This is a genomic window from Algoriphagus sp. 10J20-15, from assembly GCF_055809615.1.
Map to the genome: position 1 here is coordinate 59847 of NZ_JBVVUG010000046.1, position 25879 is coordinate 85725.

A 25879-nucleotide genomic window follows, 5' to 3' on the forward strand; every position below is an offset into this window, starting at 1 on the left:
AGTAACAAACCTAAAATCTAAAAACTCAGTATTTAGCCAGTTTTTTCAAGCCTCAATTATACTAAAACTTCAGTCCTCAAGTAGTTTATTACTTTCCGCTTCTGGCAATTCCTGAATGTCCTTTAACTTTCGCTGAATCACTCTTGTTCTAGCACCTACTAGTTTGTCCAACTCAGAGTTTGCCTCAGAGAGCTTTTTTTGAGTCTTTTCAATCAGCTCACCAAATTTGCCAAACTCAGTTTTAATCGCTCCCAAAACCTGCCAAACCTCAGAACTTCTCTTTTGAATTGCCAAAGTCCTAAACCCCATCTGAAGACTATTCAAGATGGCTGAAAGTGTAGTCGGGCCGGTCACAAGTACTTTGTAATCTTGTTGGATCTGCTGAGTGAGTCCTGGTTCACGTAGGATTTCTGCGTAGAGACTTTCTACTGGGAGAAACAGGATTGCAAAATCAGTAGTGTAAGGTGGATGAATATATTTATTCTGAATATCGAGTGCTGCTTTTTTCACTGCTTTGAAAAGCTCATTTCGGTTCAATTCGATCTCAGGCTTTGAAGCAAGTTCATAAGCATCTACTAGCCTCAAATAGGATTCCTGAGGGAATTTAGAATCAATCGGCAATAATACCGGATCATTTTCACCTGGCATTTTCACAGCAAATTCCACTCGCTCCCGATTCCCTTTTCCTACCTCGGCATTCAATACATACTGCTCCGCAGAAAGCAAATTCTCCAAAATCGCTTGCAATTGATATTCACCTAAGACTCCCCTGCTTTTCACATTGGTCAAAACACGCTTCAAATCACCGACCCCAGAAGCAAGGCTCTGCATTTCGCCTAGCCCTTTTTGCACAGCCTGAAGTTGGTTGCTGACCATTTCAAAGGATTGCCCAAGGCGTGTTTCCAGCGTCTTCTGGAGCTTTTCATCCACAGTTTCCCGGATCTTCTCCAACCTCAACTCTGTGGTTTTCATCAAGTCTTCCTGACGCCTATTCAATTCGGAAAACTTCTCCCGCTGCAGTGTATTGAATTCCTGGACATTTTGACGAAAAACCTCACCAAATGATTTCAAAGCCTCATTTTGATCTTTGGAATTTGCCCGAATACTGTTAAAAACCAACTGAAATTGATTTGTCAGATTCTCACTAGCTTCACGTCTGGATTGAGCCAAGGCCACTTCCAGCTCTCTACTCATTCTAGCAAGTTCTGATTGCAAAAAAGATTTTTCCTGCTCATTATTCTTTCTCAGAAAAAACAGAAGCATAAAAATCACTTGAAGAATGATTACTAGAATAATCAAATACTCAATCGGCATAAGTCATCAGTTTGGGTTCCTGAAAGTAGTCCTTTCGTACCTCCACCCCTAAAAATGAGAGATATTTAGCGACAGATTCCGTCGGTATTTCTTCCATAGGCACATGCCCGGCATTATCAAAAACAACTAATTTGGACCCGGAAATAGTTTTCTCTAAAGTATATCCCTGAGCGACAGGAATCCATGAATCTTCATTTCCCCACATGATCATAGTAGGCATATCTATACGATCAAAGTCTATTCGTGATTCCCCGGGGCGATCCTAGTCTATCCAAAGTTGCCCTCCTATTCCCTTCTCGTAGCATCAATTCATAATATCGGGTAATTGCCTCATCGGTGACCTTCTTTGGATCAGCATAAACCTGTTTCATATTCATTCCAAAAAGAAACTTCGGTGTGCATTTCAAAAGTATGGATGATAGAATTGGGTTCTTTGCCAGTTTAAAAATCCAAGGATCACTTTTCTTTTGACTCATTCAAAGCTAAATCCACATTAGTTGAGGAAGGAGCGCCTGATGCATCAATTAGGTTTAATGAGAGAATTTTATCCGGCCTAGTGGAAGCTACTTGCATAGCTACAGCTCCACCCATCGAATTACCCGCCAAATGAAATTTATCTAGATTCAGCTTTTCGGATAATTCTAAAACTAAAAGAGAGTAATCAGTCAAACTATACCGCTTCAACTCATCGGGACCTGTAAGTCCATAGCCTGGGAAATCTATTGAGATTGTCAGAAAATAAGGACTTAGCTCCTGCTGCCAAGCATCCCAAGTATGAAGGGAAGAAAAACTTCCGTGAAGAAGAATTATAGGATCACCTTCTCCCATAATCCGCACATGGACATTCATTCCATCTATTGAAATAAAATGAGATTGTGGGGTTGAGTATTCTGCTCGATCTCCTCTGCCGGAATATCATTTCTAAAAAGTAAAAGCAAAAAGAATACAAACGATAAAACAATAACCGTCAATACTTTCAAAATTCGTTTGATCCAAACCATAAATTCGGCTTTTTTGAGTTTGTTTTAAATCCCCTGAGTTTTCAAAAAGTACAAAAACTATCCTATACTCTGGCCTAGCCATTAAAGATAAACATTGAGTATTAAATCATTCTTCAAAAATCTAGGGCCCGGTCCCATTATCGCCGCAGCTTTCATTGGTCCGGGAACGGTTACCGTGTGTACGCTAGCTGGTGTGAATTTTGGTTTTGCCTTGCTTTGGGCTTTGGGTTTATCAATAATCTCAACCGTCATTTGACAGGAAATTTCGGGTAGACTTGGACTAGTTACCGGTCAGGATCTTAGCCAATTGATCCGTAACAGGCGGAAAACCTCTTTTTAGAATTTTCTCTTCCATCCTCGTATTGACTGCAATCGGTCTGGGAAATGCCGCTTATGAATCGGGAAATATATCTGGAACAAACTTAGGCCTGCAGGTTTTCTGGGACGCACCGGTTCTAAATTTTTCAAGTTTTGAAGTGCAAACCGGGAATCTCATTTTAGGTCTTGTAGCATTCATAGTATTATGGCTAGGAAGTTATAAAGCGCTGGAGCGAGTCTTGGTAGGATTAGTAATATTCATGTCCGTCGCTTTTTCCGTTACGGCCATACTCACAAATCCCGATTGGTCAGCTGTTTTTGCAGGATTTATCCCAAACTGGAATGATGAAAGTCTTCCCACGCTGGTTGCTTTGATCGGGACAACTGTTGTTCCCTACAACCTTTTTCTTTATGCCAGTTTAGCTAAAAACCGCTGGTCAGGATCTAATGACATTTCTTGGATGCGAAGAGATATTGCTATCTCTATTGTATTGGGCGGACTTGTTTCCATGGCTATTCTAATGGTAGGAGCTGCGAATTCAAGCAGCGAAATATCCAGCGCAATTGATGTTTCCAAAGGTCTGGAAGGGGTCTTCGGTAGCTTTGCAAAGTATCTTATGGGCTTTGGATTGATGGCAGCAGGATTGACTTCCAGCATCACTGCTCCACTAGCGGCGGGATTGGTGATATGCGGGATAATGGGCTGGAGTCAGGAAATCCGTTCAAGCTCTATGCGAGCTTCTATGGGAATAATAGTCGGATTGGGCTTACTATTTGCCTCTTTAGGAATCAAACCTGTGCAATTAATCACACTTGCTCAATTGGCAAATGGAGTTCTTCTTCCTCTCATCAGTGGATGGATTATTTGGATTGCTTCGCAAAAAGAAATTCTTGGCAACTTCCGAAATAAACCTGGGCACACCATCCTAGCGGGTTTAATTTGGTTGATCACCTTGGCGCTTGGATTAAAAAGTATCCTGGCGGTTTTGGGGGTTAGTCTTTAGATACACTCCTTCAACTTTTTCATTGCAATTCCTTATATACCTCTCATTTTATTTTCCGCATTTTCCAACCAATTAGTCGTCAACACTATCCCAGTTTTAATACTAGGTGCATTTTCTGCCAATTTTTAATTTGGAAATGGCTCAAATCAATAATATCACTGGTTCTATTATTTCCATAGAAAATCTGAATACCCCAACTTCGGGATATTATTTAACATCAATTTTTATATTCTAAACTTTTATCAAAATGGGAAATCTTAATGATACTCAATTACAAAAATTACAGGCAAGTAGAAGCCTAAAAGCAAAGTTCCAGACTATGCAAGTCATGCATGTCGATAGAAAAAACCTCGCACAAGTCTTGAAAGGTAGTGAGGGAAAAAGTAGTACAGATCTAGACCTAACCTCCAAAGCCATTCTGCTAAGAAGTCAGCAGGGTGATTTTGAAGAGGCTTTTGAATTGGCATCATGGTCATCAAAAGCAAAACCAGAGTCCAGAAAAGTGGTAGTGAAGAGTTTTTCTAAAAAATAAACAAGCACCACTTCTCAGTTCATCAGATAGCTCGTTTGAAAAGATCCGAAGCTGGAGATATGATGAAGGATTACTTCGGAGAAGGTGGGGACATCAAAGATGTAGCAGAATGGATGAGTGCTGCAGGCAAAATCCTGAAAACTGGAGTTGTACCGGACGAAACAGATGGACTTTGGGGCTGGATCAAGGACACAGCTAGTAATGTAGTAGATGCGGTAGTGGGAGCAATAAATACTGTAGCAGATGCAATTGCTGCAGCTGGCAGAAATCTGGCAGATGCAGTCGCCAAAGTGGTCAATTGGACACAAGCAAAAATAGATGACTTTGTAGAGGCGGTACTAGCTGCAGGAAAATCTATTTCACAGTTATTATCCGAAGCGGTGAAAAAGGGAATTTCAGCGGTGAAAAAATTTGTACAGGCAATTTTAGAAGCTGGTAAAAAGGCCTTGGACATTATTAACTGGGCAATCAATCAAGCAACAAGTATTTTGAAAGAGGTTCTTAAAAAGCTAGAAGAACTTCTTGGCTCATTCACTTCACTCCTGATTGAAATTGCAAAAATGGCGGCATCTAGCCTAAACGCAATTGTACGAGCGCTAGTTAGTGCTGGAAAAAGAGTCATAGACTTCATTTCAAGATTAAATCGATTTGCTCTTGATTTCGGTAAAAGATTGGTTCAGGAGCTGAAAAGAGTTGGGAAAACGGTTCGGGAAATAATGCAGGCAGTGATCAATCAAACGCGGTTAATCGCTAGAGTAGTCATAGAGGCACTGAAAGATTTGGGTACTACAGTGTTCAGTATGCTAAAAGAAGTGATTACTCGTACTGCTCAGCAATTGTCAGTAATTATTGGAGCAATGAAAGATTTAGCTATTTCTCTAAGCTCAATAATCAATGACATTGCAAGATTTGTGGCAGCAGAGGCAAGAAAACTCATGCAAGCATTACGAATCATTTGGACTAGAATGAAGGAAATTCTTGAAGTCATTGCCCAAAAATCAGTATCTGTTATTCGCACGCTGATTACAGCGATTGTTGGCACAGTAAATCATTGGCGAGAAGTGTTTAAGGAAATTATCACCAATGTAAGAGATGCTTTTAGAGAAGGGTTAATCAAAGGCTTAATCGAAATTGGTAAATCTGCCGTGACCTTGATGATCGAAGCAACAAAACTAGGAGCAAGTATTGCTGCAGTTACTTTTGCTATTTTGATGGATATATTTGGATCACACCGGGGCCTCAATGCAAGTGAAAGAGCTGAGGCTGAAAAAGTTTTTGGGGTTTCAATTGACTTAGATCGCGTGAAATTAACCGACGCTAGCCTTGCTGCTGATTTGATCATGTGGATGAATAAAAACCGCCCATTCACCACGATGTATGTAATCAACCATAAGTCAGGTGCTACTTTATCAATGGCAACCCTAATTCATGAACTTACTCACGTATGGCAGGCAGTTACTTCGGGTGGCGTTTATATGATTGAAGCCTTGCATTCTCAGTTCTTTGGAAAAGCGTACAACCTCTCAGAAGATGACCTGAAAAAGGCTAATGGTAAGCTGCTGAACTTAGAAAGAGAGCAACAGGCAGTTTTGGTCGAGGAATTCTGGAAAGCAGAATTTGACGGGCAAAGGACCAAAATTCCAGTTGACCTTCTTCGTCCTTATGCTAAGCAAGTCCACAAATCACGATTTGTAATCAACCGATTTGCTTTAAAGGATTTGCAACTTAGCAGCAACCTTGTTTTCATAAATAAATAATTTTTTAAGTGAATAAAGCGATTGTAATACCAGAATCATGGTCTTTACCAGCTGGATTTTTAGTAGCGAGGTTGAATAAATTTCAACCTCGCTTTTTCACCATTTCCATTCCTGATGTTCTTTACTTAGACTCTGAGACATTTTTAAATCGGCTATATGCGGCAGTAGACCAGCATGCCGCACATTCAACATTAGTAGTGTTGCCACATTCCTGGGCTGAGGTTAATAAAATACAAGATTGGCCACCTATACTATGTAATGAGAAATTTCGTCCTGTGGTAAATTCAATCTTTTTCGCAGATGAATGGAAGGAATTAGAGGATACATTATTGGACTTTCTCTGTTATAAAACTGAGGCGTCTCCTAAAACACATTTGACTTGTCAATACCAACAGCCCTATACTAATATGCTGAACCTTTGGTCAGAAGCGGGAGCGGAAGTTTCCACCCAGGCGATTTTTACAAATCCGAGATATTATCTGCAATCTCCACTATGACTGGTAATTGGGTTTATTGGGGCCATGGAGAGGCAAATCTACTAAGAGGTTATGGCCATTTGGGGAAAGAAGAGTTGCTCGCTCATATTCCGAAAAAACCACTTAATGCGACACTTTGGTTTACCTGTTCTACACTAGATTATTATGGTAGTGAGAATATCGCTCTAAGTTGGTACCGCAGTGGAGCCACTAAATGTCTTTTAGCAAGTCCTAATAAAATAAATACAGAAGCGAACCAGATCCTATCAGCAGCATGGCTAGCAGCTTCCAAAGATCCACCGATCGCTAGTATTGCTGGTATAGTTTTAAAACTCATAAAAGAGGAATCAAGAGAAATAACTGATGTAATCAGGAATTACTATCTTCTAGGCAATCCTTGGGTACTTGCAGGCATAGGAAATCAGAAATAACCAGGCTTTGAGTTTGATTATCGATTCCATTCACTATCCAGCACACTGTAATAAATAGTATCTCTACGTCGTCCGTGGGTGAGTAAAGTATGGCTTCTCAGCACTCCCTCCTCTACCGCTCCAAATTTCAGCAACGCTTTGCGGGCAGGCATGTTGAGCACATCAGTTTTGATTTCAACACGCTTAAGTTTTAGAGTTTCAAAGCAATATTCCAACATCGGAAGTTTCATCGCTTGATTGATACCAGTACCATGGAAATCTCTACCTAGCCAAGTCCAACCAATTTCTATCCTTTGGTCTCTTTCAGAAAAATTCCCAAAAGCGGTGCTTCCCACAGCTTGGTTGAGTTGCTTATCCCAAACCAAAAATTGCAGGCGACTTCCTGCTAAAGCAGGCTTCGCCCATTCTTCGAACTCCTCAGGAATGCTAAGGTCATATGTGAAATAAGTCCAAAGACTTGGATCATTTGCCAAAGGCATCAAAACAGGAAAATCCTGCCTATTCATAGGTCTGAGCAGGATTTTATCATTTTCCAAAACTAAATTCTGATTGAGCATTAGCCTAAAACTTCTGTGATTGCTTGATTATAAAGTTTGACCTCTTCGATGGTACCAGTAGAAACTCTACACCAGTCATTTAATGGTTCGAAAGGTCTACCGATGATAAAGCCTCTGTCATACATCGTTTTATTCAATTCTTTGATATCTCTACCTGAATGGAAAAAGATGAAATTGGTATGGGAATCTAAATAGGGAAGATTCAATTCATCTAAAGTTTGGGTAAGCAGAGCTTTTGCTTCATTGGCTTTTTGGATAGAGAATTGGTAAAAATCCTTATCGAGGAGCGCTGCCTTACTCGCCTCAATTGCCATAATATTTGTATTGGCAACCACACGGTCAGAAAGCAATTTGGCCAACTCAGGTTTTGCAATCAAATAACCCATTCTTATTCCCGCTAAACCGTAGACTTTTGAAAAAGTACGGGAAACAACTATATCATACCCCTGCTTTACCAACTCAACCATTGAAGGGTAATTCGGTTCTGAAATGTAATCGTAATATGCTTCATCAGAGAAGACCACGGCTTGTTTACTGACAGTCTTACAAAAATCAACCACCTGATCTGCAGGAAGCAATTTACCAGTTGGGTTATTAGGATTACAGAGAAAAACCATCTTGGTTTTATAGGAAACGCGCTTTTCTATTTCATCTAAATCAAAGTCTAAATCCTTATTCAATGGCACCCAATTGATATCTGTACCCCAAAGCTCAGCATAACTCATCATTGATAAAAAAGTAGGTGAACATGAAATAATTTCTCCGCCACCCCCGAAAGTAATCCCGGCAATTTTCAATCCCTCAGTAGAACCTGCTACTAACACAATGTGGTCTTCAGGAACCCCTTCTTTTTCGGATATCATTTTGACTAAGTCAGCATTGAATCCCCATGGATATCGGCATCCATTATCAAACCCTTTCGTCATTGCATTTCGCATAGATTCAGAAGGCCCATATGGGTTCTCATTAGAACCTAGGCGTACGATTGAATCAATTGGTCTAGGATTATATTTTCTGATTTCCTCTGCAGAAAGAGAACCAAATAGTCCAGTCGATCCTAATGCAGCTAAGCCACTACCAAAAGAGGCTTTTTTTATCCATGATCTTCTTGATATTCCTGACACGATTTCACCATTTAATTGTTAAAATAATAATGTATTACCACACGTATTAAAATATTTTCATCATTAAAGTATTTTTATTAATAATAGCATATTTGGTAAAAATAGACTCACATAAAATTATCTATTATTATTTGTTTGTGGCTCAAAATATTTATTTAAATTATACAAAAGCAAAATTAACCCTAAACCCAAATATTCATGAAAAAGCTATTACTTTTCTTCGTCTGTGGGATGCTTTGGGTAAGTAGTCTCAAGGCTCAACAAACACAATATATGGTATTCGAATTTGTCAAGGTGGAAAACGATCAACTCTTTGACTATATCGAATTTAAAGATTTAATGGAAAAAGTTTATCGCCAGGCTCTTAGCGACAAAAGGATAAAAGGCTGGGACTTCTGGTCTTTGCAATCCGGTGGAGATCACTCAGATTTCCAATACATTATGGTCACCTATTACGATGATCCTGTGAAAATGATGAATGGACTAGATGAACATTCTATGATGGAATATACCAGAATAGCTTATCCACATTTAAGTAGTATTCAAGTAAGTAATTTGTTTCAGGAATCTCTCAGCATGCGTGATATGCCAATGAGGCTCTACATGAGAGAAATAGCAAAGACAAACGATAATTTCCAGATGAAACCCGGCGTCTTAGCCTCTTTTGATTTGATGAAAGCAAAGGAAGGTAACTTCGAGACGTATGAGGTAGCAGAATCAGAGATTTTCAAGCCTATACATCAGAAATTTGTAGAGCAGGGTTTAATGGGGCATTGGAGTTTACTCAGGACCGCACTCCCGCTAGGGTCAGAAGCTAAATCAACTCACTTGACAATGAATGTATACAAAGATTATATGCAGTTTTTTAATGCTCAATCCTATGAGGATATGACTCAAACAGAAGAGCAAAGAATAGCTGTAAATGAAGGGTTAAATTCTAGAGATCAGAAGTGGGTTTATCTAGCAACATTAGAAAACGTAGTTCGATAGTCCGGTTGTAACTTACGTCTGGAGGCTTTGAAAAAAGCCTCCTTTTTTATTGCTAAAAAACAACGTTGTATGTAAACAGCAGATCCTAATATCATAACATATACACTATTTTATTCAATTCCCTTTTGACTAGCATAAAACCTAAAGAGCAAAAGACCCGAAACAGGACCTATAACTAGCAGTGCAAGCGCCACATCAATTCTTAACGAATTTAGGAGGTATTCAGCTAATTGAATGCTAATAACCGAGAGTGCAAAACCCAATGAGTTGACAAGGGTAAGTGCTGTACCTCTATATTCTGCTGGTACGCTTTGAGCTACTAAGGTCGAAAACTGTGGTGAATCAGCTGTGATGAATATACCCCAAATTAAAAGCAAAGCTATCCAAATCCAGCTTGGTAATCCAGCGGCAAAAAGCACCAAAATGCAGCATACTCCAGATCCAACTAGTGCTAGTTGAGCTACCCTTGAACTTCCGATTCGATTTGAAACCATACCTCCAAGCGCACAAGAAAATGCACCTGCTGCTATTACAAAAAAGGAGAGCAAACTGTCATTTGCTTGCATTGTGTCATTTCCCCTAAAAAAACCAATCAGTACAGGCACAAATGCCCAGAAAGTATAGAGCTCCCACATATGGCCAAAATACCCAGAAGCTGCACTTTTTAATGCTTTGATTTTAGAAAGCTTTGGTAAAATCCGAATATCAAATTGAGGATTAATTTTATGAAAAGGACCTTCAGGAACAAAAAATCCAACTATTCCGCCGCCCAACAATGCTAGCACGGAGGTAAATAAAAGTACATGTTGCCAAGAAAAATTCAAGTCTAGACCTTTCAACAGATGAGGAAATGCAGTTCCCAAAACCAGAGCTCCCACCAGAAAACCTAGGGCTGCCCCCAACCCTTTTTGAAAGTAATCTGCAGCGATTTTCATTCCTACAGGGTAAATCCCTGCAAGGAAAAAACCAACCATAAAGCGACAAATAAGCACAACCGTCAGTTGCATTGGCAGAACCACAATCAATAAATTAAAGCTGGCTGCCAGCACGGAGCTTACTAGAAACACCCTACTTGGAGAAAAGCGATCTGGAATAGAAAAAACTGCAAATAGTAAAGTACCCAAGATAAATCCCAGCTGTACCACAGAAGTGATGGTTGCTAAAATTTCAGGTATTCCAAGGATAAGGCTGATTTCAGGCGCAACAGCATTTCCTGCAAACCAAAGCGAAGTGCCTAGAAATTGAGCAAAAACGATCAATATCAAAGCACTTCGAGATGTTAACCGGGACTTCAAGCTCCTAAGATTCCACGGATAGAAGTCACTTCTTCTGGACTGAAAGAAGAATTCTTAACCGCTGAGACATTATCATCTAATTGCTCAGGCTTAGATACCCCAACCAAAACAGAGGTGATTCTCTGATCTTTGAGTAACCATGCAATAGCCATTTGAGCCAGCGTTTGTCCCCTATTAATCGCAATATCATTCAGTTTAGAAATCATGGAGATTTTCTCCTCAGAAATCTGCGCTGCTTTTAAATATCTACCATCTTTAGCAGCACGGGAATCCTCAGGGATACCTTTGAGGTATTTATCCGTAAGAAGCCCTTGCTCTAGAGGTGAGAATGCAATACTTCCTACTCCTTTTTCACCCAGAACATCCATCAACCCATTTTCAACCCAGCGATCAATCATAGAATACCTTGGCTGATGAATTAAAAGTGGAGTTCCAAGTCTTTCCAAAATCTCATAAGCTCTTGCTGTTTCTTCTGCAGAATATTGAGAAATACCTACATAAAGCGCCTTTCCTTGTCTTACCAAAAGGTCAAGTGCGCCCATGGTTTCTTCAAGTGGCGTATCTGGATCCGGTCTATGGTGGTAGAAAATATCTACATAGTCCAACCCCATACGCCTCAAGCTTTGATCACAGCTGGCCACCAAATATTTTTTAGAGCCAAAGTTACCATAGGGACCTGGCCACATATCCCAGCCAGCTTTTGATGATATTACCAATTCATCTCTTAAGGATGAAAAGTCTTTTTTCATGATTCTACCGAAATTTTCCTCAGCAGATCCAAATGGAGGCCCATAATTATTAGCCAAATCAAAGTGACAAATTCCAAGATTAAATGCTCTTCGAAGAATGGAACGACCAAGTGTAAAGTCTGCATTATGCCCGAAATTATGCCACAGGCCTAGGCTGATTTCCGGTAATAATAAGCCACTATTTCCGCATCTACGATATTTCATCTGATGATAACGGTCGGCTGCAGGTTGGTAAGGTAAAAGCGGGGAATGATCGTTTATATCCATTATTCCTGGTTTTATTGTTTGATTAAGCAAACCAAAATAGAGCGATAAAAACTGAAATCAAACCTAACGCCATAAGAAGTAGCCAACTTTTCCATAAGTAGCTGATCCAGCTATTGTATTTAATTCCTGCCGCAGCTACCACAGCCATCATACCTCCATTTGTAGGCGCAATTAGATCCATCACTCCAGCCGGATACTGATACGTCAGAACAGCTATTTGCCGGGAAACGCCCAACAAATCCATGAGTGGTACCGCAAGAGGTGTAGTCAAAACGGCCTGTCCGGAGGTACTAGGAACAGGTAGATGTATGAGTGCTTGGCTCAGATACAAGCCCAACGCTGCAATTTGTGTTGGCATGGATTCCAGTGGTTGAAACATACCTTGAATAATAGGGTCAATGATCGAAGTATTTTGCAAAATCAAATAAACACTTCGCGCTAAACCTACAATCACTCCTGCAAAAATCATTTCACCGAACCCTGCTGTGTATGCTCTGGCGGTACCGTTGATTCCCATTTTGCCAATAAGACCACAACTTATCCCAACTATAAAAAACAAAGCACTCATTTCATTCGTAACCCCAATCTTTGTAGACAATCCCCCAAGCCATAACTACTACACCTCCAAAAGCTAAAAAGAGAATCATTGAATGCTGCAAAGATATTTTTGCAGGCTTTAACTTAATAGCCTCTTCGGAGGGAGTTTTGAGTTTGCCATACTTGATGTGATAACCACACCAAATCAAAATTGCTAAAATGAGAAAAACCATTCGATAGGCAAATCCCTCATTGAAATCGAGTTCAGCTATCGTTTGGGACAGTAAGGACCCAAAAGGATTGACTGGAGAAAAACTGGCTCCTACTAGCGCAGAACCAAGTGCTATGGCCACAATCGCCCTCACATCATAATTGATTTTCTTAGCGAGAAGAATTAAAATTGGAGCTAAAGCAATGAGTTCCTCCTGCATCGCAATTGTTGCTCCGCAAAAGGCAAAAATTAACCCAATTATATACAGTAACAAATACTGCCTATTCCTGAATTGATAAATCAGCGCAGTAATTCCCTCCTGAAGCGCCCCTGTCTTTTCTATCACATAAAAAGCGCCTCCAATAAGCAAGATCAAGACTACAACATCTGCACCAAGGATGATTCCTTCTGGTATCGAAAGTGCGATATCGTAAATACTCGCATTTCGATCTTCAATACTATGAAAACTACCGGGTACAATTATTTCTCTTCCTGACTCCAGATCTAAAACCCGTTCGTAGCTTCCTGATTGAATAAAGTAGCTTGATAATGCTGCTAGAATAATAAAACCTAGGAGAATGATGATGGGGTGTGGAAAAGATAGTTTCATGGAGAAAGGTATGAGATGACTTGATTCGCGATTTCAATTCTGAAATCAGATTTATCACGGGAGTTTGCAAATAAAAAAATGGCCGTTTTTGTTTCTTTAGAATAAAACAAAAGACTGGAATAACCCGCTTGGCCCCCAAAATGTCCTATCCATTCACTTCCATTGATTTGCGTTTTCTGAAAACCCAAGGGTACGTCGTCGTCTTCAATTATAAGCCAGTCAAGAGCTTTTTGATAGGCACCATTTTCACCCCTAAGTAGTTGAACCATTGCCATACTCATATCCTTGGTTGTAGTGACCAAACCTGAGGATGGTGAAGGAAGTACGGGGAAGCTAATCCTTTTTGGCTCAATTCTTTTCCAGATGAAGGTCTTCTGATAACCAGTTAGACCTTTCTCTTTCATTGGCCATTCACTCACAAATTCAGAGTTTGTCATCCCGGAAGGCTCAAACACATGAGATTTCACAAATGAATCCAAATCAGTAGCATCATTAGCTGTGAGCAAAAAACCTAATAAGTCGTAATTAGAATCTGCATAATTATAGTTGCTAGAATCAGAATGATAGGTCGCCAGATTCGAGATAAATTCTACCCCCCACTCATTTAAATTTTGGGATTTTGAAAAAGAAAGAATTTTCTCAGAAAAGGTTTTATCTCGGATACCAGACTGATGAGATAAAAGATGATCTATTCGAATACTGCCGAGAGGTGAGAAATTTAGACTTGGCCCTAATTCTATAGCATATAAAGAATCAGAAGGCCGGATTCCTCTATCCTTAAATGAACTCGCGACGCTTAAGGCAATAAAGATTTTAGATATGGAAGCAACTAAAACCCTACTGTCCACAGTAAGGGAATCCTTTGTTTCCAGATTTTCAAAACCGAAAGCATTCAAGTAAATAACCTTGCCATCTTTGACTATTGCGCCAGATATACTAGGCAGCAAATAGGTCAACATCGCTGACTTTAAAATCGAATCTACTCCATCTTGGACGGTATTTACCTGCGTATTTGATATTACTCGGACTTTAGGGAAGCTATGCCACCATTCCCAAGCAATAAATAGAGCAGCCCAGAAAACCAAAACAGATAATAAAACTTTGATTTTCTTGGTCATAGTAAAAAGAACTTTTGATCGATAAAGATTTGTAATCTTTAATTTTCCATGGTTTCAACCAAACCATGGAAAACCGGCTTTGCCTTCACTTCTTTCCCATATGCGAGAAATCACAATCAAGATCTTCACGGTTCCAATTCCCACATTTAGCCGCAGCTTCGTAAGTACTCTGCAGAAATTCAAGAAGCATCTTAGTCGGGTCTGCAGACTTCTGCACATCTTCGTAGGTCAGCATAAACTCACCCATGTCGTTGTTCCAATACGCTTTCTCTGGAGATATTTTAGCATCCTTGAAGTCATCATAATTTGGATAACTGTAGGCGTAGAAAACCGGAGTTTTGAAGGCTTCGCTACCAGGCCAAAACCCAACGCTAAACACTTCATGTGAATACGCTTCCTGCATGACGGAAGCAGGAATATTTGGAACCTGACCTTTAAATTCCGGTCCTTTATTTCCAGAAAAACGTGTATAGGCTAAATCAAAAGATCCCCAGAAGAAATGAATAGGGCTATTTTTTCCTGTGAATTTCGTTCTAAAAAAGCCAAAAACGTTTTGAATATGTACCAACACTTTCCAAAGACTTTGGGCTGTATTTGCTTGGTACATGATTCTTTTCTTGTTTTTGGGAAATGGAATTGGATCCGGAATTTCATTGGGACTTTCATGTATTTTTACATCAATCCCCAAAAACTTCAATTTTTCCATCAGCTGCTCATAAAAACTTGCAACAGTCTGTCCTCCAAGCGCAAAGCGATCACGGGTACCATTACTGGTTTTCAACCTCAACTCATGATGAATGAAATCAAACTTAATCTCAAACACCCCACCCTCATAAGGAATATTCCCCGTTGTCAATCCCTGAGCATCAACATATAAAGAAACATGCCAGGAATGATTTTGCCAGGGAGATTTTTTCAGTCTAACCTTACCTACTATCTGCGTCCATTGATGCAACAGGTAAATGGTATCTTTATTTTCTTCAAATTGAAATACTGGCCAAGAATTCTTTTTAGGTGCCATAGGTAAAAGTTTATTCTTCAATTTATAGGTTTTCCTTCCTGAACAAAAATTAAATTTCAGACTTTAGCATATTTTCAAGGGTAATTATGCCGGAAGTCGCATTTTCCAAGATATAAACAACTTTTTTATCCAGGCGAACCCCCGGATTAGTGGTGTCGATCAAAAACACCTTGCTGTGTGAAGGAACAAAATCAACCAGTCCTGCAGCTGGATAGACTTGTAGTGAAGTTCCTATCACCACGAAAATATCTGCACTGGAAGCAATTCTCTTCGCCTCCTCCATCAAAGGTACTTGCTCCCCAAACCAAACTATAAATGGCCTCAATTGACTTCCACGCTCGCATTTATCCCCTTCTTTGATCTCCCAGTGATCCAAGTCATAAACCAATGTTGGATCCACAGTACTCTGAGCTTTCTTCAACTCCCCATGAAGATGAACAACCTTTGTGGATCCAGCGCGCTCATGCAGGTCATCCACATTCTGAGTGATGATCGATACATCATACTCCTGTTCTAATTTTGCTAGGGTGAAATGAGCTAGGTTCGGTTCACATTCCAAAAGCTGTTTTCTGCGTTGGTTGTAAAAATCTTGTACAAGCATGCGATTTCTTCTCCACCCCTCAGGTGAAGCCACCTCCATCACGTCATGACCCTCCCAAAGTCCACCAGAATCCCGAAAAGTCTTGATGCCACTCTCTGCAGAAATCCCTGCACCACTTAGAACTACCAAATGCTTCTTTTTGCTCATGAGTTATTGTGAAAAATTGAAACATTAGACGGATAACGCTCATCTCTTCATACAGATCAACGCTGTAAAAGGTAGCTGATTATCCCTTTTTTAATCCAAGAAATTTGCCTGCGCAAGTCTGAGAAAATTATTCAATCTCAAATAAACCTACACTTTAGATATTTGATTTTTTCTCCTTTGTCAGAAAACATTTTTTCGTAGCGGGTCTGAATTCCAAAGTGATCGTCCTTCCACTCTGATTGATAGAAATCATGCGTAAAACCAATAACCTCTATATCTTCTCTGGACTGGAATAGCTCCAATGAGTAATTAAATAGATCCGTATTGTCAGTTTTGAAGTGCAAAAAGCCATCCTTCTTTAACATAGGCTTATACATATCCAAAAAACGCGGAGATGTCAATCTACGCTTTTCATCCCCATCCCGAGGAAATGGATCTGGGAAAGTAATCCAAAGCTCAGAAATCTCATCTGCAGCGAAGTACTTTTCGAGAAGTTCAATCTGGGTTCTTAGAAATGCCACATTGTGAATCCCCTCTTTAGTAGCTGTCGAACTGCCCTTCCAGATTCTACTTCCTTTGATATCTACACCAATAAAATTTTGATTAGGGAAATTACGGGCCAATCCCACGGTAAACTCACCCCTACCACAGGCAAGTTCAACTACAATAGGATTCGGATTTTGAAACTGTACTTCATTCCAGTTTCCTTTGATCGTTTCAAAAATTGGCTTACCAGCCTGGATTACATTTGGGTTCTCCTCGTTTTCTTGGAAGCGAACCAGTTTTTTTCTACTCATCTAAAGCTCTTCGATTTCTGCAACCACAAAAGTACTCCCTCCTACAAAAATCAAGTCATCTTCCGCTGCATTTTTTCTCGCAAATGCTAAAGCTTCATTTATATCAGGAATAGTTTCACCTGTCAAGCCCAAAGGAGCTGCCATTTCAGCTAATTGATAGGCAGGTAACGCTCTTGGGAGTTTAGCTTCGCAAAAGACATAGTTTGCCGATTTTGGAAGCATGGATAACACTTTGGATATATCTTTATCCTGAACCATCCCAATGACAAACCATAACTGTTCAAAAGTGTAAGTTTCTAATTGGGAAAGAATTTCTCGAAATCCTGCTTCATTGTGTCCAGTATCACAAATCACTGTTGGATTGAAGGACAACGTCTGCCATCTGCCCTTCAAGCCAGTTAATTGTGTGACATTTTTCAAGCCTTCCAAAACTGCCTCAATTGGCAAATTCCAGCCCATTTGCCTCATTTGAGCTACGGATTCAAGAATTCCCGGCAGATTGTACTTCTGATAATTCCCATTAAGCCCAAAAAACAGATCAATCGTTTCTTCTCCCAGTGCCGTGGTCTGTGTCTTCACAGACCACTTTAATTCCTCTGATTGATTGAATGATTGGATGCTGAAAATCGCCTTGCCGTCTTCTTCCGACTCTTTACTAGCTTTCCAATTTTGATCCGCAAAAGTGATGGGTGCATTCATCGTCTTGGCTTTTTCCAAGAAAACAGCTTTCGTTTCTTCATGGGTTTCGCTGATCACCACAGGAACGTCCTTCTTAATAATTCCAGCTTTCTCTCCTGCAATCAAAGGCAAGGTATCTCCGAGGAACTGCACATGATCATAACCTATATTGGTGATCAAAGAAAGTTCTGGAGTGATAATATTCGTACTATCGAAATTCCCGCCCATACCGACCTCTATGATTGCAATATCTACTTCCTGCTCTGCAAAATGCCAGAATGCCATTCCAACTGTCATTTCGAAAAAGCTTGGTTTGAGTTCATCTAGAAAGCTCTTGTTTTCTTCCACAAACCGAACAACTAGCTCAGGGCTTATTTCCTGTCCATTAATTCTGATTCGCTCAGTGAAAGATTTGAGATGGGGTGAAGTATAAAGTCCGGTTTTATAACCAGCGCTTTGAAAAATTGCTGCTAAACTATGGGAGGAACTTCCTTTCCCATTTGTACCTGCTACGTGAATTGATTTGAATTTCTTTTCGGGATTTCCTAGGTGATCACAAAGTGCAATTGTACTCCTTAGATCCTTTCTGAAAGCAGATGCTCCCACTCTCTGAAACATAGGAAGGGAGTTAAACAAGTAATCCAGCGTCTACCTGGTAATTCATTGCTTAATCAACCTTAATAACAAACGTGATTTTCCCAGTGGAGAACTCAGCTGCAGCTCCACCTTGTTTTTTGAAAGAGATCTGGTTGACTACCTGACGGTAATAAGCAAGTACATCATTGGAAACATTGTATTCCAAGGGAACTGCCTGCACTACTCTACCCAAATCGTCAATGGTAATTTTAAAAACAATTCTACCATTTCGTGTAGATACTCTATCATTAATATTAGGTCGCTGTGCGAAATCCCATCCTGCAAGATCTAAGCTGTAACCATCACCAGAGTTAGCTCCTTTTCCAGACCCAACACCCATGATTGCTCTTCCGTCAACAGTTCCTTTCGGATCCCCCTCATCACCTTTTTCCTTAGATGTTCCTTGAGCTCCACCAGAAGCTGGAGTAGTTCCTTTACCTGAAGTCCCACCTGCACCAAAGATTGCTCTTTGATCGATTTTTGGTTTTTCAGGAGCTTTTTGCACAGTTTCTTTTTCTTCAGCTTTTGCTGGAGTTTCCACCGGTTTAGCCACTTCTTTCTTAACTGGCTCAGGTTTTTTAGTTTGTTCTGTAGCTTTCTCCTCTCCTCTGATCGGAGAAGGCTTCGTAGTGACAGCCTTATTCACAGAAGGTTTTGGCTGAGCTGTAGGCTTAGCCGTTTCAGTTTTTGGACTTGGGGGAGGTGTAGCTGGTTGAGTTACCACTTCAGCGACTTGGCCTGAAGCAGCATCTTCTACTACTGGTGTTGGAGTTTCAGATGGTGGTGCAGGACTATTTCTTTCACCTGAACCGGTCGGTGTAAATCCTAGGTTCAATTCCAAACCAAAAGTTGGCAAGGGTGGAACGGGCTGCTTCCAGACCACAATAAAATAGAGCGCAATCAAAAGCAACACGTTGAAGATAATAGTGATTATCCACGATTTCTTTTTGCTTTCACTCTCTATTTTATCTGCATTCCAGTATTCCATTGCTTTAGAATGGTTTTGTTGCTATTGAAACATTTGCTTCTAATCCTGCCTGCAATTCCTCCGATCTCCACAAGGTACTCAACTGGTACATCTTTGTCTATGTGCAACACGACCTGACCTTTCTTATCCTTAAGTAAAGAAGTCAATTCTCCCTTAATTTGTTCCCTCGGTACGATTCGATCGTTAACTGAATATTTAAGATCCTTAGTAACTGTAACGGTAACTTCCTGCATTACGATGTCTGAAGTCTCGCTAGAAGGCAAATTGACAGGTAAGCCAGAAGGCGTGATGAAGGAGGATGTAAGCATAAAGAAGATCAACAACAGGAAAATAATGTCTGTCATTGATGACATGCTAAATGCTGGATCTACTTTATTTTTAGCTTGAAGTCCCATAGTAATTAGTCTTGAAGCAAATCAATAAATTCTATTGAAGAATATTCCATGTTATGGACAAGCTTCGACACTTTCGATACTAGAAAATTATAACCTAAGTAAGCAACAATACCTACCACCAAACCTGCAGCAGTAGTGATCATAGCTTCATAGATACCTTCGGAAAGAAGCTTAGGAGAAACCATTCCTTCTTCCTGTGCTATCGCTATAAATGCTTGAATCATACCAGCAACCGTCCCTAAAAATCCAATCATAGGAGCTGCACCTGATACAGTGGCTAAGAGATTCAAATTTTTCTCCAATTTATAAATCTCGATTTTACCAACATTTTCAATAGCTACTTCGATATTTTTCAATGGAGAACCAATTCTCTCCACTCCTTTTGCTATCATATTTGCTACCGGAGTATGTTCACCAGCACAAAGAATTTTGGCTTTTTCAGTTTGGCCACTTTGCACGAGCACTCGCACCTGATCCATCAAATGAGTAGACGTTTTGGATGCTTTATTGAGGGTGATTAATCGCTCGACAAAAATGAAAATCGCAAGAATGAACAATAAGTAAAGCGGAACCATCATGTAACCGCCTTTGATTAAAAGGTCAAGAAGTCCTATATCAGTATTGGTGGCACCCATCGCCAGGCTATCTGCTGCAGAAAGTGTATCTGTAGAGAGCGTTTGAAGTAGAATCATATTAATATTTCAAAATCCATAAATCCTCTGTGTACTGATCTTTAACTCGAGCTAACTCCTCATTAATGGCTGTCCAGCCTCTTGAAGTTCCTATAGCCAAACGATAGTTTGTGACATCTTGGTATGGCGTAATCAGATAAACTGTCTCTGCTCTGCTCTTATATTTCTCTGCTTCTTCCAAAGCTAAAGCCTCATTTGGGAGGCTTCCTACGATAATATAGAATTGAGGTCGATCAGCTTTTTCTTCAACTCGAACCAAAGTTCCTGATACCTCTGACGCAATAGTTGTACCAGTTTGGACTGATTCTGCGACAGTCGAAACAGAAGTTATAGAATCTGAAATAGTTTGTTGATTATCAATTATTTGTAATTCCTCAGTTGGGGTAGAATTGATGGCAACTTCATCTTTTTCTTCCCCTGCAGCAGCTTCCCTTGATTGAGCCACTACCTCTTTAGATTCTGAAACTGGCATTACAGATTTATTCATTTGCCAGATAATAACTACAACTACTGCCAAAGCTAAAAGAGCTGCGATCCAAACCCAGGAATTATTGGATTTCTTTTGCTCTACTTTTTGTGCTTTTTGCTCAGGTTTAGAGACTTTTTCTGCTTCGACAAAAGAAGGTTTTACAGATTGTATTGTTCTCTTTTTAACTTCACTTACATCAACTGGAGCTATAACTTCTTCCTCTTTTCTTAGCTGCCTCAGTTTGAGTCAAAGGCACAACTTCTACATAAGGAAGCCCATAGTCTTTTGGATCTGTCCAATGCTTATTACCTGTAGTTTTATCAGTCATCTCTATCGGGGAATGTTACGAAACTAAACGAAATGAGCCTAAACCCCAACCCAAAGCCTTAAACAAATCTTAGAATTTAAAAGAAGCTCCACCAATAAACTGAATTCCTCTTGTAGGATAGTTTAACCACCGCATATTTTTACCATTAAGTAGGTTGTTGCCTTCGGCAAAAATTGAAATTCTATCAGTAATTCCGTAATCTGCTTTTAGTTGCAGATCAGCGATGGTCTTCAATTTCACTACTTCGAAAGGTCCACTTTCTCCAAAAATATCACTCATATCATGACCACGAGCTTTGATCCCGCCCATTAAATTCAAATTCGCCTGAACTATTAACCGCTGAATCGGAGTGAATTGATTATTGACTCTTAATTCCCAAACAGGTCTACTCCAAGCTTCAGCCTGTGTACTTAAATCGTATTGATAGAGATCCAATCTACTATTCAGAGAATACATGTCTGAGAATTTATAACCCAATTCTGCATTGATATTGAAAACTGTAGTCTTGTCATCATACACCAGACTGAACCTTGCTGAATCAGTTGTCACAAGGTTGTTAGTATAGTTATTCACAAAGAAGTGCATCTGATTGTAACGACTCATATTGATCGCGCCACGATAGCTAAATGCTCCGCCAAACTGACCTTCTATTCCTCCTTCTACCTTGTAATTCTGGATGGTATTAAGCAATTGATCACTTGGTCCCAAATAAGGGTTTTCACTTACAAAACTGTAGTAAGTATTTCTCTGAACATCTCCGGAGAATTCCGCAAAAAAGCCAAATTCCTCAGCAAACTGGTAATTCGCTTTCAATATAGGAAACACATGAAAATCACTTGATTTATCTTCCAAAGAATCATTTTCTGAAACTAGATTCAATCCTGCTGTAAAGTTAAATGCTTCGTATTTATAGGAAATGGTAGGTCGAACAGCAAAATAGGTTCTTTTCAAAGAATAGTTTACATCTTCAGGACTCGTAGAAAAATAGGATAATCCCACTTTCCCTGCCCAATCTTCTGTAGGTCTAAAGGTCAAACTTCCCTCTGCACCAAACTGGTTTTCCTTCACCATATAGCTATCAGTAAAGTTTCTAAAACTCAATTGGGCTTCATATGAAATCGGGCCAACTTTTTCTAATTCCCTGATACCTGCTTTCGCTTCAACTGCATGCAGGACATTTCCATCAAAGCCTTTAAATTGCCCAGTCTCATCCGTCAAATAATTTGGGTCTAATCCATAAAATTGATAGCTATCCTGATTCCAGCTCAGCCCTCCAAAAACCTCAAAAAGATCGGTGAAATAGCTACCATCAAAACCCAAATTGGTATGTGCCTCTTTAGACTCCTCAGCCAAAACCGGCCCTTTCCCAAAACTCTGGTGGTTGAGCTGTAATGAATAATTGAAGTCAGTAATGTCAGTTCCCATATACCTTGCCTCCAAAAGTGGAGAAGCAAAATTACCATACCCGGCTTTAATGTATCCTTGATACAAGTCCAGTCTCTCTGGCGTATACACTTTTTGTGAAGGTTCGGCCTTCAATTCCAAAGGTTTCAGATTTAAAGGGTAGCTGGTCACCAAATAATTATACTCGCTTAAACCTGTTGGCTTAGGCAAGACTGGAAGCTTTTCATACATCCTAGGCTGCACTGGCACTGTGAGTACACGGTCTTTTCTGATCACAAATTCCTGGTCAGTTACAGCTCCACGTTGCTGTGTTTGAGCCATAGCCCATCCGGATGTCAAACCGATAATCCCTGTCAAAAGGATAGTTTTCGCTAACTTTTTCATGGTTTACTTAAGAGTTTGAAGTTTGGATTGAGCCATTTCTTTAATTTCTGCATTGGTAGAATTCTCTACGATTGATTCCAGAGTTGCTTTCGCTTGGAACTCCTCCCCACTTTTCACATAGTTATCTGCCAAGAGTAGGAAGATCCTCCCATACCAGTAATCGTAATTGACAAATGGGCCAGACTGATCAAATATCAACTCATTCGACTGCGTTATTTCACCTTTTTCCTGTGAAGCTAATGCCAGCAAATAAAGCCCTTCAGCACCTTGCTCGGTTTTATAATCAGCTACCAAAGCAGTCAGCGTTAACTCAGCTTGAGGTTTCTGATTCAATGCATTCTGAGATTTCGCTTTGATCAGCAATGCCTTAGGTGAAGATTCTGGAATCACTCCATCTAAAGTCGCCAATCGCTCAGCTTGTGTGATTGCCTGTTGATATTTTCTAGTTTCAAAATTCGCAATCATCAAACCTTGAACCGCTTCTGCTTCTTCTGGTTTGCTGCGGGCATTCTGAACTGAAGTTTCGAGGTAAGGAATCGCTTGCGCAAAGTTTCCTCTTTCCAATTCTATCACACCTATCTTTTGCATAGCTCGAAGTCTCTGTGGCGAAGCTGGCTCATTTTCCAAGGTTTTAAATTGAGCAAGAGCCTTCTCTGTATCTCCTACTTGCATATAACTATCTCCTAAGAAATAAAGTGCATCTGCACGCTGAGCTGACTGCGGATAGCTTTTCAGGTAATTTTCAAATCCTCGAATAGCCTGAGAATAGTTTTTATCGAAATAAGTACCTTTCGCAGCTTCGAACTCTAATGACTGAACACTTCCATTACTTGGATTTGCACCTTTATACTTTGTCAAATAATCTGAAAATTCACCAGATCTACCTTGAAGTGCTAAGGTTTCCTGAAGGCCTTTTAAAGCAGTTTCTGCATTTTCTGAATTTGGATGGTTATTCAGGATCGTACTGTAATCCTTAATCGTCTGATCGTAATTCTGAAGCGAGAAATTTGCTACAGCTCTGCCTTCCAAAGCAAAAGGGACAAATGGACTATTCGGCTTGGAACTTAATAAATCAGAGAATGACACAGAAGCAGCTTGGTAGCTCGTCTCTTCCATGTAAATCTGCCCTCTCTGGAATAATGCATCTTCGTAATAAAGACTATTTGGATAGCGAGAAATCAAGACATCCAATTGTCCTAACGCTTCCTGATTTCTGGATTGGAAATTCTGAACAACTGCCAATCTGTAATAAGCATAATCCACACCTGAATTCCCCTCATTAATGGCCCGTTGGAAAGTAGAGGCGGCTTCACCAAACCTCTTCTGTACGTAATAGCAATCCCCCAATCTCAAAAGTGCATCATCGTATTGCTGTTTATTAGCAATGATCTGTCTGTTCTCTGTAAATCTCCTGAATTGATCTTCCGCCTTTGAATATTGCTGGGTGTTGAAATAAGCGTAACCAAGTCCATAATAGGTTTTAGCGACAGTGCCATTATTTCCAGAAGGACGATTGCTAAGCACCTGCTCGTAGGACTTGATAGCCTGCGGTAAATTATCAGCTGCAGAACTGATTTCCCCTTTCCAGAAGTAAGAGTCCAACACTAGGTTTTTATCAACTGGAAACTTCAATGACTTATCTAAATATGCCAACGCTGGGTTCCATTTCTGATCACGGTAGTAAACCATTGCCTGATAAAAAGCCACTTTCTGATAAGCCTCCTGTATTCTTGGAGACTTATTGGTAATTCTGTCCATCTGATCAATGGCACGTAAATAATCGTTAGTATTTACAAGTGCTTCAGATAGTAAATTCTCTGCTTCTGCTCTGTATTTTCCCGAAGGGTAATTGTCTACATATTCATCTAATGCTGTAATTGCATCCTGGAAACTTCCTTTCTGCAAGTTCACTTTAGCATAGTTAAAAATTGACTCTTCTTTGATAGTAGAATTAAAATCAGACTTCGCAGCTGACTGAAAACTAGTAGAGGCAAATTGATAATTCTCCAACTTTAAATAGGAATGGGCCAAGTAATAACTTGATGCTTGGCCAATCTCATCTGTAGAAGACGCGGACACTTTCAGATAATCCGTCGCACGTTGATAGTTTTTGATTTCAAACTGCGAAATTCCAGCTTTATAAATTTCATTTCTTCCTAGTTCCTCGCTAGGACGAGAATTAATGAAAGCGTCATAGTTTTCGGCAGCCTTTGGGAAATTTTTCTTTGCATAATACGCTTCAGCAAGATATAAATAGATCAAATCCTTTTTCTCCAAATTCTGACCATTCGTCAACTTAGGCTCTGCATAACTGATCAACTGATCATAGCTGCCTTGCTTATAATACAGTGCTGCCAGTAGATAGGGAACCTTATTGGCGTAATATGGGGACTGTGAAGCTGTTTGAAGGTCAGCAATTGCTTTTCCAGTATTCCCATTTTCCATTGCGATAAAACCACTGTAATAGTAGGAGTCAAAACTCGCCTGTTGATTTAATGCTTTTCCTTTATCAAAATATGGAGCAGCTTCTGCGTATTGATTCAACTGAAAATGAGAATATCCCTGCTTAAATAGTACTTCCGCTTGTTGCTCCAATGGTAACTTTTCTACATCAACCAGTTTGTAGCTATCGATAGCCTCCGCGAAATTCCTTTTAAAGAAAAAATGATCTCCCAAATATAATCCCGCAGTAGTCACCGAGGGGTCGTTTCCGTGATCGTAAATGTAGCTTTTCATTAAACCAGGACCGTCAGGACTTTCTATTTGAAGTGCCGACATGGCTCGATTTAGTTCTGCAGCTTTTGCTTGCCCAGAGTTTACTGGTTTTTCAAGCAGTCTGGTATTATCATAAATACTTGCAGAAAAAAGCTGCTTATCAAAAAGGGCTAGATTGTGATCTAGCTTCTGCTGAGGACTGGTCTGATAGAGGCTAGACTGGGAATACGCCTCCATACTAAGTCCAAGGCTCGCAAGGAGCACAAGGTGATATTTCATCTGTTTGTATTTTATTTAGTAGAGCCAGACGAAATCTCGAAAAGTGAAAATCAT

Annotated in this window: 27 protein-coding genes and 1 pseudogene; 6 read left to right on the plus strand and 22 right to left on the minus strand. The window is 40.0% G+C overall.

The window, feature by feature from the left end; translation table 11 throughout:
* Nucleotides 1-69 precede the first annotated feature (69 nt).
* Genes AC0L6R_RS21305 through AC0L6R_RS21320 form a run of 4 tightly spaced genes read right to left on the minus strand, consistent with a single transcriptional unit; the run spans nt 70 to nt 2163 of the window.
* Nucleotides 70-1314 (minus strand): DNA recombination protein RmuC, encoded by a 1245-nt coding sequence (locus AC0L6R_RS21305; RefSeq protein WP_473273040.1) that lies wholly within the window; start codon nt 1312-1314, stop codon nt 70-72.
* The gene (locus AC0L6R_RS21310; protein WP_473273041.1) at nt 1304-1534 is read right to left on the minus strand and encodes an alpha/beta fold hydrolase; all 231 of its coding nucleotides are present in this window, start codon (nt 1532-1534) and stop codon (nt 1304-1306) included. Before AC0L6R_RS21310 ends, AC0L6R_RS21305 begins: the two co-directional genes overlap by 11 nt.
* A gap of 10 nt (nt 1535-1544) precedes the next feature.
* Nucleotides 1545-1790 (minus strand): hypothetical protein, encoded by a 246-nt coding sequence (locus tag AC0L6R_RS21315; RefSeq protein ID WP_473273042.1) that lies wholly within the window; start codon nt 1788-1790, stop codon nt 1545-1547.
* Nucleotides 1771-2163: an alpha/beta fold hydrolase gene (locus AC0L6R_RS21320; RefSeq protein ID WP_473273043.1), complete on the minus strand. Its 393-nt coding sequence runs from the start codon at nt 2161-2163 to the stop codon at nt 1771-1773. Before AC0L6R_RS21320 ends, AC0L6R_RS21315 begins: the two co-directional genes overlap by 20 nt.
* Nucleotides 2164-2677: 514 nt before the next feature.
* Between AC0L6R_RS21320 and AC0L6R_RS21325 the strand changes: the two genes are divergently transcribed.
* From AC0L6R_RS21325 to AC0L6R_RS21345, 5 genes are all read left to right on the plus strand, one after another.
* Entirely contained in the window at nt 2678-3637 is a 960-nt protein-coding gene (locus AC0L6R_RS21325) for an NRAMP family divalent metal transporter (protein WP_473273044.1), read from the plus strand.
* 247 nt (nt 3638-3884) lie between these two features.
* Nucleotides 3885-4169, plus strand: coding sequence for a hypothetical protein (locus AC0L6R_RS21330; protein WP_473273045.1), 285 nt, complete (start codon nt 3885-3887; stop codon nt 4167-4169).
* A gap of 35 nt (nt 4170-4204) precedes the next feature.
* Nucleotides 4205-5926 carry a phage tail family protein gene (locus AC0L6R_RS21335; RefSeq protein ID WP_473273046.1) on the plus strand — a complete coding sequence of 574 codons (1722 nt, stop codon included), beginning with the start codon at nt 4205-4207 and terminating at the stop codon, nt 5924-5926.
* Between the two features lie 8 nt (nt 5927-5934).
* Complete coding sequence (locus AC0L6R_RS21340) at nt 5935-6423, plus strand: hypothetical protein (protein WP_473273047.1); 489 nt, start codon at nt 5935-5937, stop codon at nt 6421-6423.
* Nucleotides 6420-6833 carry a hypothetical protein gene (locus AC0L6R_RS21345; RefSeq protein WP_473273048.1) on the plus strand — a complete coding sequence of 138 codons (414 nt, stop codon included), beginning with the start codon at nt 6420-6422 and terminating at the stop codon, nt 6831-6833. Before AC0L6R_RS21340 ends, AC0L6R_RS21345 begins: the two co-directional genes overlap by 4 nt.
* 17 nt (nt 6834-6850) lie before the next feature.
* On the opposite strand, the gene AC0L6R_RS21350 is transcribed toward AC0L6R_RS21345, so the two are convergent.
* Both AC0L6R_RS21350 and AC0L6R_RS21355 read right to left on the minus strand, forming a co-directional pair.
* Nucleotides 6851-7390: a GNAT family N-acetyltransferase gene (locus AC0L6R_RS21350; protein ID WP_473273049.1), complete on the minus strand. Its 540-nt coding sequence runs from the start codon at nt 7388-7390 to the stop codon at nt 6851-6853.
* The gene (locus AC0L6R_RS21355; protein WP_473273050.1) at nt 7390-8514 is read right to left on the minus strand and encodes a pyridoxal phosphate-dependent aminotransferase; all 1125 of its coding nucleotides are present in this window, start codon (nt 8512-8514) and stop codon (nt 7390-7392) included. The genes AC0L6R_RS21350 and AC0L6R_RS21355 overlap by 1 nt, the downstream gene beginning before the upstream one ends.
* Before the next feature lie 198 nt (nt 8515-8712).
* Between AC0L6R_RS21355 and AC0L6R_RS21360 the strand changes: the two genes are divergently transcribed.
* Nucleotides 8713-9504 (plus strand): hypothetical protein, encoded by a 792-nt coding sequence (locus AC0L6R_RS21360; protein WP_283411164.1) that lies wholly within the window; start codon nt 8713-8715, stop codon nt 9502-9504.
* Nucleotides 9505-9614: 110 nt separating this feature from the next.
* Here the strand turns inward: AC0L6R_RS21360 and AC0L6R_RS21365 are convergent, their stop codons facing one another.
* The 16 genes and pseudogenes from AC0L6R_RS21365 to AC0L6R_RS21440 form a co-directional block, all read right to left on the minus strand.
* The gene (locus AC0L6R_RS21365; RefSeq protein ID WP_473273051.1) at nt 9615-10769 is read right to left on the minus strand and encodes an MFS transporter; all 1155 of its coding nucleotides are present in this window, start codon (nt 10767-10769) and stop codon (nt 9615-9617) included.
* A gap of 26 nt (nt 10770-10795) precedes the next feature.
* A complete protein-coding gene (gene mgrA / locus AC0L6R_RS21370) occupies nt 10796-11815 on the minus strand; it encodes an L-glyceraldehyde 3-phosphate reductase (protein WP_473273052.1) in 1020 nt (339 codons plus the stop codon).
* Between the two features lie 22 nt (nt 11816-11837).
* On the minus strand, nt 11838-12413 hold the full coding sequence (locus tag AC0L6R_RS21375; protein ID WP_473273053.1) for a hypothetical protein: 576 nt from the start codon (nt 12411-12413) through the stop codon (nt 11838-11840).
* The gene (locus AC0L6R_RS21380; protein WP_473273054.1) at nt 12385-13173 is read right to left on the minus strand and encodes a hypothetical protein; all 789 of its coding nucleotides are present in this window, start codon (nt 13171-13173) and stop codon (nt 12385-12387) included. The genes AC0L6R_RS21375 and AC0L6R_RS21380 overlap by 29 nt, the downstream gene beginning before the upstream one ends.
* The gene (locus AC0L6R_RS21385; RefSeq protein WP_473273055.1) at nt 13170-14291 is read right to left on the minus strand and encodes a serine hydrolase domain-containing protein; all 1122 of its coding nucleotides are present in this window, start codon (nt 14289-14291) and stop codon (nt 13170-13172) included. The genes AC0L6R_RS21380 and AC0L6R_RS21385 overlap by 4 nt, the downstream gene beginning before the upstream one ends.
* An 85-nt stretch (nt 14292-14376) precedes the next feature.
* Nucleotides 14377-15312, minus strand: coding sequence for a DUF5996 family protein (locus AC0L6R_RS21390; protein ID WP_473273056.1), 936 nt, complete (start codon nt 15310-15312; stop codon nt 14377-14379).
* 49 nt (nt 15313-15361) lie between these two features.
* Nucleotides 15362-16060, minus strand: coding sequence for an SIR2 family NAD-dependent protein deacylase (locus AC0L6R_RS21395; protein ID WP_473273057.1), 699 nt, complete (start codon nt 16058-16060; stop codon nt 15362-15364).
* A 137-nt stretch (nt 16061-16197) separates the two neighbouring features.
* Nucleotides 16198-16857 carry a tRNA (guanosine(46)-N7)-methyltransferase TrmB gene (trmB, locus tag AC0L6R_RS21400; protein ID WP_473273058.1) on the minus strand — a complete coding sequence of 220 codons (660 nt, stop codon included), beginning with the start codon at nt 16855-16857 and terminating at the stop codon, nt 16198-16200.
* Nucleotides 16858-18153, minus strand: a complete 1296-nt coding sequence (locus AC0L6R_RS21405; protein WP_473273059.1) for a bifunctional folylpolyglutamate synthase/dihydrofolate synthase — start codon at nt 18151-18153, stop codon at nt 16858-16860.
* Nucleotides 18154-18202: 49 nt separating this feature from the next.
* Complete coding sequence (locus AC0L6R_RS21410; protein ID WP_473273060.1) at nt 18203-19159, minus strand: energy transducer TonB; 957 nt, start codon at nt 19157-19159, stop codon at nt 18203-18205.
* A 4-nt stretch (nt 19160-19163) separates the two neighbouring features.
* A pseudogene (locus AC0L6R_RS21415) lies at nt 19164-19554 on the minus strand (ExbD/TolR family protein).
* 5 nt (nt 19555-19559) lie between these two features.
* Nucleotides 19560-20246, minus strand: coding sequence for a MotA/TolQ/ExbB proton channel family protein (locus AC0L6R_RS21420; RefSeq protein ID WP_283411175.1), 687 nt, complete (start codon nt 20244-20246; stop codon nt 19560-19562).
* A gap of 1 nt (nt 20247) precedes the next feature.
* Entirely contained in the window at nt 20248-20763 is a 516-nt protein-coding gene (locus tag AC0L6R_RS21425; RefSeq protein WP_473273061.1) for a hypothetical protein, read from the minus strand.
* A gap of 148 nt (nt 20764-20911) precedes the next feature.
* Complete coding sequence (locus AC0L6R_RS21430; RefSeq protein WP_473273062.1) at nt 20912-21043, minus strand: hypothetical protein; 132 nt, start codon at nt 21041-21043, stop codon at nt 20912-20914.
* A gap of 69 nt (nt 21044-21112) precedes the next feature.
* Nucleotides 21113-22831, minus strand: coding sequence for a TonB-dependent receptor (locus AC0L6R_RS21435; protein WP_473273063.1), 1719 nt, complete (start codon nt 22829-22831; stop codon nt 21113-21115).
* A gap of 3 nt (nt 22832-22834) precedes the next feature.
* On the minus strand, nt 22835-25825 hold the full coding sequence (locus AC0L6R_RS21440; RefSeq protein ID WP_473273064.1) for a tetratricopeptide repeat protein: 2991 nt from the start codon (nt 25823-25825) through the stop codon (nt 22835-22837).
* Between the last annotated feature and the right edge of the window lie 54 nt (nt 25826-25879).

Bases quoted from the DNA above. Each gene is read 5' to 3' on its own strand.
- AC0L6R_RS21320 (WP_473273043.1), bottom strand. From the start codon at position 2,163: ATGAATGTCCATGTGCGGATTATGGGAGAAGGTGATCCTATAATTCTT.
- AC0L6R_RS21390 (WP_473273056.1), bottom strand. From the start codon at position 15,312: ATGGCACCTAAAAAGAATTCTTGGCCAGTATTTCAATTTGAAGAAAAT.
- AC0L6R_RS21380 (WP_473273054.1), bottom strand. From the start codon at position 13,173: ATGAAACTATCTTTTCCACACCCCATCATCATTCTCCTAGGTTTTATT.
- AC0L6R_RS21395 (WP_473273057.1), bottom strand. From the start codon at position 16,060: ATGAGCAAAAAGAAGCATTTGGTAGTTCTAAGTGGTGCAGGGATTTCT.
- AC0L6R_RS21440 (WP_473273064.1), bottom strand. From the start codon at position 25,825: ATGAAATATCACCTTGTGCTCCTTGCGAGCCTTGGACTTAGTATGGAG.
- AC0L6R_RS21360 (WP_283411164.1), top strand. From the start codon at position 8,713: ATGAAAAAGCTATTACTTTTCTTCGTCTGTGGGATGCTTTGGGTAAGT.
- AC0L6R_RS21405 (WP_473273059.1), bottom strand. From the start codon at position 18,153: ATGTTTCAGAGAGTGGGAGCATCTGCTTTCAGAAAGGATCTAAGGAGT.
- AC0L6R_RS21315 (WP_473273042.1), bottom strand. From the start codon at position 1,790: ATGAGTCAAAAGAAAAGTGATCCTTGGATTTTTAAACTGGCAAAGAAC.
- AC0L6R_RS21310 (WP_473273041.1), bottom strand. From the start codon at position 1,534: ATGCCTACTATGATCATGTGGGGAAATGAAGATTCATGGATTCCTGTC.
- trmB (WP_473273058.1), bottom strand. From the start codon at position 16,857: ATGAGTAGAAAAAAACTGGTTCGCTTCCAAGAAAACGAGGAGAACCCA.
- AC0L6R_RS21350 (WP_473273049.1), bottom strand. From the start codon at position 7,390: ATGCTCAATCAGAATTTAGTTTTGGAAAATGATAAAATCCTGCTCAGA.
- AC0L6R_RS21345 (WP_473273048.1), top strand. From the start codon at position 6,420: ATGACTGGTAATTGGGTTTATTGGGGCCATGGAGAGGCAAATCTACTA.
- AC0L6R_RS21410 (WP_473273060.1), bottom strand. From the start codon at position 19,159: ATGGAATACTGGAATGCAGATAAAATAGAGAGTGAAAGCAAAAAGAAA.
- AC0L6R_RS21420 (WP_283411175.1), bottom strand. From the start codon at position 20,246: ATGATTCTACTTCAAACGCTCTCTACAGATACACTTTCTGCAGCAGAT.
- AC0L6R_RS21305 (WP_473273040.1), bottom strand. From the start codon at position 1,314: ATGCCGATTGAGTATTTGATTATTCTAGTAATCATTCTTCAAGTGATT.
- AC0L6R_RS21430 (WP_473273062.1), bottom strand. From the start codon at position 21,043: ATGACTGATAAAACTACAGGTAATAAGCATTGGACAGATCCAAAAGAC.
- AC0L6R_RS21330 (WP_473273045.1), top strand. From the start codon at position 3,885: ATGGGAAATCTTAATGATACTCAATTACAAAAATTACAGGCAAGTAGA.
- mgrA (WP_473273052.1), bottom strand. From the start codon at position 11,815: ATGGATATAAACGATCATTCCCCGCTTTTACCTTACCAACCTGCAGCC.
- AC0L6R_RS21435 (WP_473273063.1), bottom strand. From the start codon at position 22,831: ATGAAAAAGTTAGCGAAAACTATCCTTTTGACAGGGATTATCGGTTTG.
- AC0L6R_RS21385 (WP_473273055.1), bottom strand. From the start codon at position 14,291: ATGACCAAGAAAATCAAAGTTTTATTATCTGTTTTGGTTTTCTGGGCT.